Annotated in this window: 10 protein-coding genes; 7 read left to right on the top strand and 3 right to left on the bottom strand. The window is 64.4% G+C overall.

Annotation, left to right across the window (positions count from 1 at the left end; translation table 11 throughout):
* Position 1 precedes the first annotated feature (1 nt).
* Positions 2 to 928: a histone deacetylase family protein gene (locus ACP7EG_RS17285; RefSeq protein ID WP_426088611.1), complete on the bottom strand. Its 927-nt coding sequence runs from the start codon at positions 926 to 928 to the stop codon at positions 2 to 4.
* Positions 929 to 1,145: 217 nt separating this feature from the next.
* On the opposite strand from ACP7EG_RS17285, the gene ACP7EG_RS17290 reads away from it, so the two are divergent.
* The 5 genes from ACP7EG_RS17290 to ACP7EG_RS17310 all read left to right on the top strand — a co-directional run bounded on the left by ACP7EG_RS17290 (position 1,146) and on the right by ACP7EG_RS17310 (position 7,010).
* A complete protein-coding gene (locus ACP7EG_RS17290; protein WP_426088612.1) occupies positions 1,146 to 2,054 on the top strand; it encodes an AAA family ATPase in 909 nt (302 codons plus the stop codon).
* A 5-nt stretch (positions 2,055 to 2,059) separates the two neighbouring features.
* On the top strand, positions 2,060 to 3,067 hold the full coding sequence (locus ACP7EG_RS17295; protein ID WP_426088613.1) for a DUF58 domain-containing protein: 1,008 nt from the start codon (positions 2,060 to 2,062) through the stop codon (positions 3,065 to 3,067).
* The gene (locus tag ACP7EG_RS17300; protein WP_426088614.1) at positions 3,064 to 5,085 is read left to right on the top strand and encodes a transglutaminase TgpA family protein; all 2,022 of its coding nucleotides are present in this window, start codon (positions 3,064 to 3,066) and stop codon (positions 5,083 to 5,085) included. The genes ACP7EG_RS17295 and ACP7EG_RS17300 overlap by 4 nt, the downstream gene beginning before the upstream one ends.
* Positions 5,086 to 5,093: 8 nt before the next feature.
* Positions 5,094 to 6,239: a lytic murein transglycosylase B gene (mltB, locus tag ACP7EG_RS17305; RefSeq protein WP_426088615.1), complete on the top strand. Its 1,146-nt coding sequence runs from the start codon at positions 5,094 to 5,096 to the stop codon at positions 6,237 to 6,239.
* A gap of 438 nt (positions 6,240 to 6,677) precedes the next feature.
* The gene (locus ACP7EG_RS17310) at positions 6,678 to 7,010 is read left to right on the top strand and encodes a hypothetical protein (protein WP_034751784.1); all 333 of its coding nucleotides are present in this window, start codon (positions 6,678 to 6,680) and stop codon (positions 7,008 to 7,010) included.
* Between the two features lie 240 nt (positions 7,011 to 7,250).
* Here the strand turns inward: ACP7EG_RS17310 and cysM are convergent, their stop codons facing one another.
* The gene (cysM, locus tag ACP7EG_RS17315; protein ID WP_071078957.1) at positions 7,251 to 8,153 is read right to left on the bottom strand and encodes a cysteine synthase CysM; all 903 of its coding nucleotides are present in this window, start codon (positions 8,151 to 8,153) and stop codon (positions 7,251 to 7,253) included.
* A gap of 248 nt (positions 8,154 to 8,401) precedes the next feature.
* Between cysM and ACP7EG_RS17320 the strand changes: the two genes are divergently transcribed.
* Positions 8,402 to 10,159, top strand: a complete 1,758-nt coding sequence (locus ACP7EG_RS17320) for an FAD-dependent oxidoreductase (protein WP_426088616.1) — start codon at positions 8,402 to 8,404, stop codon at positions 10,157 to 10,159.
* Here the strand turns inward: ACP7EG_RS17320 and ACP7EG_RS17325 are convergent.
* Positions 10,156 to 11,478, bottom strand: a complete 1,323-nt coding sequence (locus tag ACP7EG_RS17325) for a M20/M25/M40 family metallo-hydrolase (RefSeq protein ID WP_426088617.1) — start codon at positions 11,476 to 11,478, stop codon at positions 10,156 to 10,158. The genes ACP7EG_RS17320 and ACP7EG_RS17325 overlap by 4 nt on opposite strands.
* A gap of 244 nt (positions 11,479 to 11,722) precedes the next feature.
* Here ACP7EG_RS17325 and ACP7EG_RS17330 point away from each other — a divergent pair, with 244 nt between their 5' ends.
* Positions 11,723 to 13,288, top strand: coding sequence for a phospholipase D family protein (locus ACP7EG_RS17330; protein WP_426088618.1), 1,566 nt, complete (start codon positions 11,723 to 11,725; stop codon positions 13,286 to 13,288).
* Positions 13,289 to 13,367 lie beyond the last annotated feature (79 nt).

Here is a 13,367-nt window from a genome sequence, read left to right on the forward strand (position 1 = left end):
GTTACAGCTCCGCCAGCGCCTTCACGTGCGCCGCCACGCTGCGGCCCAGCGACGACAGGTTGTAGCCCCCTTCGAGGCAACTGACGATGCGGCCCTGGCCATACTGATTGGCCACGGCCATCATTTGCTGCGTCAGCCACGTGTAGTCGGCCTCCACCAGGCCCATGCCGCCCACATCGTCTTCGCGGTGGGCATCGAAACCGGCGGAAATGAAAATCATCTGCGGCTGCTGCCGGTGCAGCGCGGGCAGCCAGTGGTCAAGCACCAGTTGGCGCACGGCATCGCCCTTCGAGCGGGCCGGCACGGGCACGTTGACGCGCGTATCCGTATAGGACTCGACATCGCTGTACGGATAAAACGGGTGCTGGAAAAAACTCACCATCAGGATGCGTGGATCGTTTGCCACGGATTCGGCCGTGCCATTGCCATGATGAACGTCAAAGTCGACGATGGCGACTCTGTCGAGGCCGCGCACGTCGAGCGCATGCTTGGCGGCGATGGCGACATTGTTGAACAGGCAGAAACCCATGGGCTCGCTGGGCCGCGCATGGTGGCCAGGCGGTCGGATCGCGCAAAAGGCGTTGCTGATCTCGCCATCGATAACGGCGTCCGTGGCAGTCACGGCCGAGCCAGCGGCGGCCAGGGCGGCCTCGTAGCTGTGCGCGTTGAGCAAGGTGTCGCCGTCGAGCGGATAGTAGTCGCCCTCGGCCGGCACATTGTCGCGCACCAGGCCGATGGCCGTGGCACTGTGGTTGCGCTCGATGTCGGACAATTGCGCACGCACGCCGTCGCGGTGCTCGACCAGGTCGCTGATATGCGCGAGGATCAATTGATCGTTGATGGCCTGCAAGCGGGCCGGCGATTCAGGGTGCCAGTCGCCCATTTCATGGCGCTGGCAATCGGGATGGGTATAAATGGCTGTGCTCATGCGCTGTACTGGTTACCTCTGTCTCTGTCCATTCTCCGGGAACACTGCATGGCATTCCTGTTCGCCCTGCGCGTTCTCGCATAAAATCACTGGCTGGTCTGTGCCGCCTTTGCTGTCACTCTAATCTACCACGAGCGCGCAGCTGGCGGGCGGCGCCGTTTGACCTGGCCAAAGCGATTGTAAATTAAATAATCCGTTGTACTGTGATAGAAATAACATGTTTTCGAAAATACACCAGGCCGCACAGCAAATCGGCGAAGTTCTCGTCGGCAAACACTTGCAGATCCGCCAGACCCTTGCCTGCGTGCTGGCGGGCGGCCACCTGCTGATCGAAGACGTGCCCGGCGTAGGCAAGACCACGCTGGCGCATGCGCTGGCCATCTCGCTGGGCCTGCAATGGAAGCGCCAGCAATTTACCAGCGACCTGCTGCCCGCCGACGTGGCCGGCATGAGCGTGTATGACCGGGGCAGCGCCAGTTTCATTTTTCATCCAGGCCCCCTGTTTACCCAGGTGCTGCTGGCCGACGAGATCAACCGCGCCACGCCGAAGACGCAATCGGGCTTGCTGGAAGCGATGGAAGAGCGGCAAGTGACGCTCGATGGCGTCACGCACGCGCTGCCGCAGCCGTTTTTCGTCATCGCCACGCAAAACTGCGCGCACCAACTGGGTACCTTCCCCTTGCCCGAATCGCAGCTCGACCGTTTTCTCATGTGCGTCACCTTGGGCTACCCCGATGCGGCCGCCGAACGGGCGCTGCTGCTGGGCGCCGACCGCCGCGCCATGCTGCAAACCTTGCCGGCCGTGATGAACGCGGAAGAATTGCTGCAGGCGCAAGCAGGCCTGCGCGCCATCCACGCCTCGCCCGCCGTCGTCGACTACGTGCTGGCCCTCGTGCATGCCACCCGCGCGCCCGGCGTGTTTGCCGACGGCCTCAGCCCGCGCGCCGCGCTGGCCCTGTTGCAGGCGGCGCGCGCCTGGGCCGCCTTGGCCGGACGCGACCACGTCACGCCCGACGATGTGCAAGCCGTGCTGCTGCCCGTCTGCGCCCACCGCCTGCATGCGGCGCAAGGGTCCACGGACAGCCGCGCGCTGCTGCAGCATCTGCTGTTGAGCATCCCCGTCTGACCGAGATGCGCTGGCGCACTATTCCATGGCTGCCGGCACGCCCCTGGCTGGGCGCGCAGCGCGTGCACATCCGTCCCTCGCGTGCGGGCCTGGCGTTTGCCGCGCTGTTGCTGGCACTGTGGATCGCCGCCGTCAATTACCGCCTGGGCCTGGGCTATGCACTCACGTATTTCGCGGCCGCCTGCGCCATCGCCGACATGCTGTTTAGCAGCCGCAACCTGGCGGGCCTGGCCTTGGCTGCCACGCCGGGCAAGCCCGTGTTTGCGGGCAGCCACGCCTTGTTTACCTTGCGCCTGATCAACCGCAGCACCCGCCCGCGCCATGCGATCCATCTGGCCGTCATCGGTTCGCCGGCATCACCCAACCTGGCCGACATCGCCGCCCACGGGGAAACGGCCGTCAGCATCGGCGTGCCGGCGCAACAACGGGGTTGGCTGAATGCGCCAGCCGTGCGCCTGTCCGGCAGTTTTCCGCTGGGCCTGTTTGTTGCCTGGTGCCATTGGCAGCCCGAGGCGCGCGTGCTCGTGTATCCGCAGCCCGAGCAAGATGCGCCGCCGCTGCCGTGGCTGGCCGGCACAATACAGCAGGCACGGCAGGCAAGCTGGCCAGACTCGCCCGGTGGCGCCCAAGAGCTGACGGGCGTGCGCGCCTACCAGCCGGGCGACCCCTTGCAGCGCCTGGCCTGGCGCCAGATCGCCCGCCATGACGGCGAGCATTTATTCAGCAAACAATTCCAGCCTGACGCCGACGCACCAAAGGGCGCAGCGCACGGCACGCATGGCAACCTTGTGCTCGACTACGCCACGCTGCACGCGCTGGCGCCGGAAGCGCGCCTGTCGCGCCTGGCCGCCTGGGTGCTGCAGGCGGAAAGCACGGGCTTGCCATATGGCTTGCGTCTGGACAAGCTGACTCTGGCACCGGCCCTGGGTGTCAGCCAGCGCGACGCCTGCCTGCGCGCGCTGGCCCTGCATGGTTCGCCGCACGATTTTCCGCCAGCGCAGGCGATGCCATGAAAACCTGGCTGAGCGGCTTGCCGCGCGAAAAGGCCGACATTATGCTGCTGTTGCTGGCCGCCGCCATGGTGCTCGCGCCCCACGCGCTGCATCTGCCCCCATGGTTGTCGGTAGTGACAGCCATGCCGCTGCTGTGGCGCGCCGTCATTACCGTGCGGGGCCGGCGCCAGCCGCCGCTCGCCGTGCTGGCGCCGCTGGCCCTGCTGGGCATCGCCGGCGTGTACGCCAGCTACGGCAGCGTGCTGGGACGCGATCCCGGCGTGGCCATGCTGGCCCTGCTGCTAGCCTTGAAATCGCTGGAAATGCATGGCCGGCGCGACATCTTCGTCTTCGTCTTCCTCAGTTTCTTTTTGCTGCTGGCCAATTTCTTTCATGCGCAAGGCATCCTCAGCGCCGCCTGGATGCTGGCCACCGTGATCGTGCTGCTGGCCGCCCTGCTCTCTGCCCAGTACGGCACGCTGCAGCCGCGCCTGGCGCAAAGGCTAGGCTTGCTGGGACGCATGCTGGCGCTGGCCATTCCCCTGGCGGCCGTACTGTTTCTTGCCGTACCGCGCATCGACGGCCCCCTGTGGGGCGCAGCATCAGAAGGGGCGCAGGCGCGCACGGGCTTGTCCGACAGCATGCAGCCGGGCGCCATCGCCTCGCTGGCCCTATCAAACGAACCCGTCTTTACGGCCCGCTTTTCCACGCCGCTCCCGCCGCAAGACCAGCTGTACTGGCGCGGCGTGGTGCTGGGTGACTACGATGGCGCCACCTGGGCGCGCATGGGCGCTGGCCGGCGCACGCCCGCCAGCGACAGCCGCATCGACATCGCGCTGGAAGGGCCGCCCAGCCACTACGAAGTGACCTTGCCAGCGAACGGCCAGCGGCGCATCTTCGCGCTCGACTTACCGCGCAGCATCGAACGCTTGCCTGGCAATCCGTATGTCGTGTCGTCTGCGCTGGAAGTGCTGACCATACAACCCATTACTTCGACCGTGCATTACCGCGTCAGTTCCCAGCCCCGCTACCGGCTGCAGGCCGGCCTGTCGCTCGCGCAACAACAGCCATGGCTGGCCTTGCCCGCTGGCAGCAACCCGCGCAGCGTGGCCTGGGCCCGCGCACTGCGCGGCAGCGGCGCACAGGCGCTGGCACCCGCCGACGCCATCGCCGCCGTCCTCACGCATTTCCGCCGCGCACCTTTCCGCTACACCCTGCAGCCACCGCTGCTGGGCAAGCATGGCGTCGACGACTTCCTGTTTACCACGCAGGCGGGCTTTTGCGAGCATTACGCGGGCAGCTTCGTCGTGCTGATGCGCGCCATGGGCATTCCCGCGCGCGTCGTCACGGGGTACCAGGGCGGCCTGCGCAACGCTAGCGACAACAGCTTGAGCGTGCGCCAGTCCGACGCCCATGCCTGGAGCGAAGTGTGGCTGGCGGGCCGGGGCTGGGTACGCGTTGACCCCACCAGCGCCGTCGCGCCCCTGCGCACCGAGCGCAACCTCGATGCCGCCTTGCCAGCGGCCGCGTCGCCGCTGACGGCCTGGCGCGCGCTGGCCGGCCTCGATGGCGGCGCGCACGGGGCGATTGCCGCATGGCGCCAGCAATGGCAGCAGGCCGAGCACGCCTGGAGCAGCTGGGTCCTCGACACCACGCCGCAACGCCAGCGCGCCATCCTCGATCGCTTGAAAAACCTGCCGGCGACGACCCTGGCACTCGCTTGCGCCGTGCTGGCCCTGCTGTCCGCCGCAGTTGGTGCACTGGTCTGGTGGCGGCAAGCGCGGCAAGGCGATCCGCTCGACGCCCTGTACCTGCAGTTTTGCCGCCAGCAGGCGCAGCGCGGCTACAGCCGTGCGCCGCATGAAGGGCCGCACGGTTATGCTGCGCGCCTGGCCGCAGGCAAGGCCACACCCGAGGCGCACGCCGCCATCGCACAGTTTCTGGCAATCTATGCCACGATGAAGTATGGTAATGCCAACCCAGACGAACAATTCCGCGCGCGGCGCAGCTTGCGCCACCTGTTAACCCAATGCCGATGAGACGCTCCTTGTTACCGATCAAAACCTCCGCCCTGTCCCTGCTCCTCTCCCTTCCCCTGTGCCTGTCCGCCGCGCATGCTGGCGAAAACGGCAATATTTCCGCTGCCGACCGCGCCCGTGCCGTGCGCGCGGCCAAGGCCCCGCCCGCCAAGGCGACGGCCAAAAAAGCACCGGCGAAATTCGACTTCGAAGGCGAGTTTGTCGACTATGCCAACTGGAAAGAAGTACGCGCCTTCCTCGACGAGATGTCCGCCAAGCATGGTTTTGACCGCGCCGAGCTCGATACCCTGATCGGCAAGGTGCGCTATGTCGAGTCGACCGTGCAGCTGATGAAACCGGCGCCGCCAGGCAAGCCAAAGAACTGGCAAGCGTACAGCGCCCGCTTCATCGAGCCGGTGCGTATCAATGCGGGCGTGAAATTCTGGGAAGAGAACGCGGCAGCGCTGGCGCGTGCCGAACGCGAATATGGCGTGCCGGCTGAAATCATCGTCGGCATCATCGGCGTGGAAACCGTGTACGGACGCAACACGGGCCGTTTCCGCGTGCTCGACGCGCTGACGACCCTGGCGTTTTCCTACCCGGAAAGCCCGACGCGCGCCGCGCGCATGGAATTTTTCAAGGGGGAACTGGAAAACGCGCTGCTGTACGCGCGCAAGGATGGCATCGATCCCTTGACCCTGCTCGGCTCGTATGCGGGCGCCATCGGCCTGCCCCAGTTCATGCCTAGCAGCATCATGAAATACGCGGTGGACTTCGATGGCGATAGTCACATCGACCTGCGCAATTCCACCGCCGACGCCATCGGCAGCGTGGCGCATTTCCTTGTCGAACACGGCTGGCGGCGCGATGACCCGGCCATCAGCACATATCGCGTCACCGTCTCGGCCAGCCACGCCTGGGAAAAGTTCATCGGCCAGGGCTTGCAAGCCAAGTACCGGCTGGAGGAATTGCAGGAGGCCGGCGTGAGTACCGTCGCAGCCACGCCCCAGAACATGTTGTTCGGCCTGATCGATCTGCAAAATGGTTCAGAAGCAACTGAGTATCACTTGGCAAGCAATAACTTCTTTGCTATAACTCAGTACAACAGAAGTTATTTTTATGCCATGTCAGTCATCGACTTGGGCAAGGCCATCAGCCAAGTGCGCGCACGCTAACCGAAAGTCAGTGTAAAGTTATAATATTACTTGTAAGAAAGCGTAAGCGATGTTGAAGCGACCAGCAAACAGGTCTATGGTGGGAGCGATAACATGTGCCAGCCTCGCTCGCCAGCCATTGTGCGGCACGGAATATAGAAATGGTTTTATACTTAACTTTTGTCAAAGTACAATTTTTGTTCTATCATAGAGCATAATAAAGAATAAATAGCTGTTGCAACATGACAACACTTATTTTATCCAAAGCAAGATTACAGAGCTTTCCGGCCTGAAATGGAATCCTGCTGTACAATTGTGTATATATCATGAAAAACTGTATCCCGGATCGTACCGTGTGTGAATTTGTTCCTTTTAGTAAAGAATGAACATGAACGCAGCAAGAGCGAGCTCCGAGTGTTTTTTACTTTGCAGTGCAACTACAGAAGGAACATTAACATCATGACAAACCAAGTCGGCATTGATATGAACAGCGATTCGGACTCCGACGATCTGCTCCAGTACAACCCAAACAGATTGCTCGATACCCTGATCGAAAACCTGCGCCTGAAAAACGACGCAGCACTGTCCCGCGCGCTGGAAGTGGCGCCACCAGTGATCAGCAAAATCCGTCACCACCGCCTGCCGGTCGGTGCATCGCTGCTGATCCGCATGCACGAAGTGAGCGACCTGAGCATCCGCGACCTGCGTTACCTGATGGGTGACCGTCGTAACAAATTCCGCATCAGCGACAAGCAATTCAAGCCAAAAGAAGGCGAAACGCCACAAGGCTGATCCTGCCAGTTTCGCAGGTTTTCCCTCCCCGCCATGGGGAGGGGGTATTTCCGGTAGTTCTCAGGCCGTTCTGGCCGATATATTTCCCGCCTTACCTTATTCCCCAAGCGGTATCGACGCCCAACAAAACCGTAGCGAGCGGCAGTGATTTGTGGCTAAGAAGCGCAACCGTGCTCTAGCACGGTGAGCATCGCCGGCCGCAAAGCGCGCCGCGCAGTAGGTTTGGTTGGGCGTCCTTCATCAAGCAGGAAAAACACCTGTGGACAAGTAACGGTCGCCGCGGTCGCAGACGACAAACACGATCGTCGCATTCTCCACCGTTTGCGAGATGCGCAGCGCGATTTCGCAGGCGCCGGCCGCCGAGATGCCGCAGAACAAGCCCTCTTCTGCCGCCAGGCTGCGCGCCATGCGCTCGGCCACGCCCTGGCTCACGTATTCCACCTGGTCCACGCGCGACTTGTCATAAATTTTCGGCAAGTACGCTTCCGGCCATTTGCGGATGCCGGGAATCTGCGATCCATCCTCGGGCTGTGCGCCGATGATCTGGATGGCGGGATTCTGTTCCTTCAAATAGCGCGATACGCCCATGATGGTGCCCGTCGTGCCCATGGCGCTGACGAAATGCGTGACCTGGCCATTGGTATCGCGCCAGATTTCCGGTCCTGTGCTTTCGTAGTGGGCGCGCGAATTGTCTTCGTTGGCGAACTGGTCAAGGATGATGCCACGGCCATCCTTCTGCATCTGTTCGGCCAGGTCGCGCGCATATTCCATGCCACCCGTCTTCGGCGTGAGCAGGATGTCGGCGCCATACGCGGCCATGCTCTGGCGACGCTCCACGCTGAGATTGTCTGGCATCAAGAGCAGCATCTTGTAGCCGCGCAAGGCGGCGGCCATGGCTAGCGCGATGCCCGTATTGCCGCTGGTGGCCTCGATCAGGGTATCGCCTGGCTTGATGACGCCGCGCTCTTCAGCGCGCTTGAGCATGGACATGGCGGCGCGGTCCTTCACGGAGCCGGCCGGGTTGTTGCCTTCCAGCTTGCCGAGGATGACGTTGTTGCGCGCAATCGCATCGGCGCCCGGCAAGCGCGTCAGTTGCACCAGCGGAGTATTGCCTATCGTATCTTCAAGTGTCTTGTAAGCCATCGTGTCTGTTTAAGTAATTTCAACAAAGACCCATTCTAATATGAGATGCTGGACGGCGTATGGCTAAAAACCGCCGCCCCGCCGGGCTGCCCCCGCTGCGACCGCCCGCGCGCCAGGCCGCATGGCGCCTGGCTTTGCCCCCTGCCAGGGTTGCCGCGTGCGGTGTACCAGCGGGCCGCGCGCGCATGCGCTAGACTCGTGACGGTTAGTTATTTTAGTAATTTGCTTATTCAATCAATGGATCAGTCATGAGCAGCAGCGCACCCGAATTCATCCCCGAAACCACGCAGGACGATCCCGTCCAGGCCAGCAGCCTCGACATCCAGGGCCGCATGCACCAGATTTCCCCCGTCTTCACCGCAGCGGAACTGCGCCGCCTGCAACGCTATGGCAAGGTCTGCCGCTATACGGATGGCGCCACCCTGTTCGAGGCGGGCAACAGCAGCTTCGGCATGCTGGTCATCCTGGCGGGCCACGTCGCCGTCACGCGCCACGAAGGCCTGGGCCGCACCTCGCTGATGCGAGAAGTAGGCCCCGGCCACTTCATCGCCGAAGTGGCGCAGCTGTCGGGCCGCCCCGCCCTCGTCAATGGCCATGCCGTGGGTGACGTGGAGGTGCTCGTCATCAGCTCGGAATCGCTGCGCGCGCTGATCGTGGCGGAAGCGGAAATGGGCGAGCGCATCGTACGCGCCCTGATCCTGCGCCGCGTGGCCCTGATCGAAGTCAATTCAGGCGGCCCCGTGCTGGTGGGGCCGCGCGGCAATGGCAATCTGTTCCACCTGCAAAGTTTTCTATCGAGCAATGGCCACCCGCACACGGTGCTGGACCCGGCCAGCGATGCCGCCGCCGCTGCGCTGGCCGAGCGCTACCAGCCCACGCCGCAGGAGTGGCCGCTGGTCGTCTGTCCCGACGGCAAGGTCATGAAAAACCCCGGCAATGCGGAACTGGGGCGCTGCCTGGGCATGTTGCCCGATTTGTCCGGCGACAAGATCTTCGACGTACTGGTGGTGGGTGCCGGCCCCGCCGGCCTGGCCACGGCCGTGTATGCGGCCTCCGAAGGCTTGAGCGTGCTGGCGCTGGAACAGCGCGCGTATGGCGGCCAGGCGGGCGCCAGCGCGCGCATCGAAAATTACCTGGGCTTTCCCACCGGCATTTCCGGCCGCGCCCTGGCGGGACGCGCCTATGTGCAGGCGCAAAAGTTCGGCGTCGAGATCGCCACCCCGGCCAGCGCCGCCAATTTGCTGTGCGACAGCTGGCCCCTGCGCGTCAAGCTGTGCGACGGCACCCAGGTGCGCGCCCGCACGGTGGTGCTGTCGTGCGGCGCGCGCTACCGCCGTCCCTCGCTGGCGAACCTGAAAACGTATGAAGGACGGGGCGTGTATTACTGGGCCTCGCCCATCGAAGCCAAGCTGTGCAAACAGGAAGAGATCATTTTGGTCGGCGGCGGCAACTCGGCCGGCCAGGCGGCCGTGTTTCTCTCCGGCCACGCGGCCAGGGTCCACATGCTGATCCGCGGCGAAGGGCTGGCGGCCAGCATGTCGAGCTACCTGATCGAGCGCATCGCCGCCACGCCCAACATCACCTTGCACACGCACACGGAAATCATCGCCCTCGAAGGCGACGACGATGGCTTGACGGGCGCCCGCTGGCGCAACAAGCAGACGGGTGAAGAATGCGATTGCGCCGTGCGCCGCGTGTTTCTTTTTGTGGGCGCCGATCCGAACACGGACTGGCTGCACGACTGCGCCGTGGCCGTCGACGAACAAGGTTTCATTCGCACGGGCTTCGACGTCACGCGCGCCGAATGCCGCGCCCATGGCCACGCTGTGTATCCACCCGACTTGCCGGACCGGGCGGCGCTGGAAACCAGTGTGCCAGGCGTCTTCGCCATCGGCGACGTGCGCGCCGGCTCGACCAAGCGCGTGGCCGCCGCCGTGGGCGAAGGCGCGGCGGTCGTTTCCCAGATTCACGGCTTCCTGGCCAGACTGCCCGTCAACAGCGCCTAACGCAGCGGCATTGGATAAGTTGCCACGCTGACATTGCCGTCGCGGTCGATGGCCTGGACGCCAAAGAAATAGTTATCTTTCGACAGCTTGACCTTGGCTTCGGTGACATTGCCCACGTCCTGCGCGCCCTGCCACTGGTCTGCCGTGGTGGCGCGCCAGACGATGCGGTAGCCGGCCAGGTCCGGCTCCGTGTTTGGCTGCCATATCAGTGAAGTGGCGTTTTCCAGCTGCGCCGTGCGCACCTGCACGCCGGCGGGCGCGGCCGGCGCCAGGGCCAACGAAGCGAGCGCCGCCGCATTCACGCGCGCCACTTTCGCCACGTAGTCATAATCGACGAATTGCGGCAAGTCGCCATACTGCACGCCGTTTTCCACGCGCACATCCTGGTGCTGGTGGGTAAAATCCTCGTTCGGCTCCGTGAAACGCAGCGCCGCATACCCTTGCGCGAGGAAGGGCATATGGTCGCCGCCGCGCAGGTAGCGGTCGGCGCGCTGGATGACGTTGACCTTGAAACCGGGCACATAGCGCTCGCCCACCTGCTTCACATGGCGCGCCAGCTGGCGCGAAATCGAGTCGTTTTCGCCGCCCGTCGCCACCAGGGCGCGCACGCCGTCGCTCATTTCCTTCATGGCAGGGATGCCCTCGGCAAACAGGCGCACCTGGCCACCGTCGACGGTTCCGTCGTCGGCGCGCGAACTGCCGATGATGTCGTTATTCAGCATGCCGGCGATGTTGAGCTTGTTCAACTTTGCCTGCTGCGCCCAGTGGCCGGAACCCAACAGCCCCTGTTCCTCGGCCGCCACGGCCATGAAGACGAGCGTGGCATCGAACTGGTAGCGCGCCATCGCGCAGGCCATCTCGATCACGGCCGCCGTGCCTGAGGCGTCGTCGTTGGCGCCGGGCGCGTCGCCCTGCGCATCCATCACGTCGGTGGCACGCGAATCATAGTGGCCGCTGACGACATAGATGCGCCCGGCAGACTGCGGCTGGCTGCCCGGCAGGGTCGCCACCACGTTGACGATTTCCGTCGGCCGCGCGATGCGCTTCGACACGGGTGCGATATGGCTGTCGAACGCCACCTGCAGGCGCCCGCCCGCCTGCGCGCCGCAGCGCTCCAGCTCCGCCTTGATCCAGCGCCGCGCCGCGCCGATGCCGCGCGTGTCGGACACGGTATCGGACATGGTGTGGCGCGTCTGGAAACTGACCAGCTTGCGCACGTGCGCCTCGATGCGCTGCGGCGAGATGTCGGCCACCACCTGCCGTATCTGCTGCTGCGCCGGTTCGGCGCCCGGCGCCGCCGCCACACTCGCCGACAGCATGGCTGCCGTCATTCCCGTCAAAATCCGTACCATGCCTGCATCCCCCGATGATTGATTGAGCTGGCCATTCTCGCATTTTTGACGGCAGGCAAGGATGTTCCAGGATGAAAATCGTGCATTGTAGAAACTGCTACAATCGGCCATTTCCCGTTCCGCTCACGAAAGACACCCGCATGCGCCAGCCCATCCTCCACCCCGCACGCCGCAGTCTCAGCCTGCGCGCGGTCCGCTGACGGTGCGCCGCATGCTCGTCAAATTGCTGCTGCTGGCCACCCTGTTTGCCGGGCTCAGCATCGCCGCGCTGTACAGCTACGGGCGCTTCGCCGAACGTTCGCTGGGGGCACCGGGTACGGCCTTGCCCGTGGCAGCCGGCGCTACCCTGCTCGACCGCGTGCTGGCGCCGCAGCTGGCGCAACGCCCGGAACAGAGCGGCACGGCCCTGATCGACGACAACCTGGAAGCGTTTGCCCTGCGCGCCCTGAGCGCGCGCGAGGCGGGCCGCAGCATCGACCTGCAGTACTACATCTGGCATAACGACGTCACGGGCCGCCTGCTGGTGCGCGAACTGCTGCGCGCGGCCGACCGCGGCGTGCGCGTGCGCGTGTTGCTTGACGATATCAACGCGCGCGGCCAGGATGCCGCCATCCTCGCGCTCGACAGCCATCCGCTGATCGACGTGCGCATCTTCAATCCGGGCCGCAACCGCGACGGCATCTGGTTGCGCGCCGTGGAAATGGCCTTGCGCGCCGTCAGCCTGAACCGGCGCATGCACAACAAGGCCTGGATCGTCGACGGCAGGGTGGCCCTGGTCGGCGGGCGCAATATCGGCGATGAATATTTTGATGCCGCCGAGCAAGTCAATTTCCAGGATGCCGACTTGCTGCTGGTGGGTCCCGCCGTACAGCAGACGAGCGACATTTTCGACCGCTTCTGGAACAGCCGCGCCGTCATCCCCATCGGTGCCTTGCACGCCGGCAAGAACGCAGGCGCGCCGGAACTGCAGGCTATGCGCGCCCGCCTCGACACGCTCACGGGTGAACTGGGCGCTTCGCCGTACCTGCGGCAGCTGACCGATACGGGCCAGCTGCAAGCCCACCTGGATGGCCGGCTGCGGCTGCACTGGAGCGCGCAGGTACAAGTGCTGTCGGACCCGCCGGAAAAAGCCGCGCCCGTGGCCAGTTTGCAGCGCAGCGAGCACTGGCTCATGCACAGCTTGCTGCCCCTGCTGACCGAGGCGCGCGAAGAAGCACTGCTGACTTCGCCCTACTTCGTGCCCGGCGCGGCGCTGACGCAGAGCCTGGCCGACAAGGTTGCCGCCGGCGTCAAGGTCGGTGTGCTGACCAACTCGCTGGCCGCCACCGACGTGGCCCTCGTGCATGCGGGCTATGCGCGCTACCGCGAAGTGCTGCTGGGCGGTGGCGTCGACCTGTATGAATTGAAGACCCTGCACCGCAAGCGCATCAGCCTGATGGGTTCGAGCCGCGCCAGCCTGCATACCAAGGCCGTGGTGGTCGATGGCCAGCGGGGTTTCGTCGGCTCCTTCAACCTCGACCCCCGCTCGGCCCAGCTGAACACGGAGATGGGCGTGCTGTTCAACGATGCCGCGCTGGGAGCCGACATGCGCACGCTGTTCCTGCACTCGACGGCTAGCGACACCAGCTACCGCGTATTCCTCGACAACGGCGCCCTGCGCTGGTCCGACGCCACCGAGCAGCCAGCCAAGGTGTGGACGCACGATCCGGAGTCAGGCTTCTGGCGCCGCATGCTGGTATGCGTGATGCGCTGGCTGCCGATCGAGTCGCAGCTGTAGGCGCATCGGCAGGGCAAAGTGGCGGCGCATAAAAAAAACCCCGCGCGGCCGGTACCACGCAGGGTTTTCTTCTCGTCCT

Source organism: Janthinobacterium sp. PSPC1-1, assembly GCF_049897625.1.
Classification (GTDB): domain Bacteria; phylum Pseudomonadota; class Gammaproteobacteria; order Burkholderiales; family Burkholderiaceae_D; genus Janthinobacterium; species Janthinobacterium tructae.

Bases quoted from the DNA above. Each gene is read 5' to 3' on its own strand.
- ACP7EG_RS17330 (WP_426088618.1), top strand. From the start codon at position 11,723: ATGCTCGTCAAATTGCTGCTGCTGGCCACCCTGTTTGCCGGGCTCAGC.
- ACP7EG_RS17285 (WP_426088611.1), bottom strand. From the start codon at position 928: ATGAGCACAGCCATTTATACCCATCCCGATTGCCAGCGCCATGAAATG.
- cysM (WP_071078957.1), bottom strand. From the start codon at position 8,153: ATGGCTTACAAGACACTTGAAGATACGATAGGCAATACTCCGCTGGTG.
- ACP7EG_RS17290 (WP_426088612.1), top strand. From the start codon at position 1,146: ATGTTTTCGAAAATACACCAGGCCGCACAGCAAATCGGCGAAGTTCTC.
- ACP7EG_RS17300 (WP_426088614.1), top strand. From the start codon at position 3,064: ATGAAAACCTGGCTGAGCGGCTTGCCGCGCGAAAAGGCCGACATTATG.
- ACP7EG_RS17320 (WP_426088616.1), top strand. From the start codon at position 8,402: ATGAGCAGCAGCGCACCCGAATTCATCCCCGAAACCACGCAGGACGAT.
- ACP7EG_RS17325 (WP_426088617.1), bottom strand. From the start codon at position 11,478: ATGCTGTCGGCGAGTGTGGCGGCGGCGCCGGGCGCCGAACCGGCGCAG.
- ACP7EG_RS17295 (WP_426088613.1), top strand. From the start codon at position 2,060: ATGCGCTGGCGCACTATTCCATGGCTGCCGGCACGCCCCTGGCTGGGC.
- ACP7EG_RS17310 (WP_034751784.1), top strand. From the start codon at position 6,678: ATGACAAACCAAGTCGGCATTGATATGAACAGCGATTCGGACTCCGAC.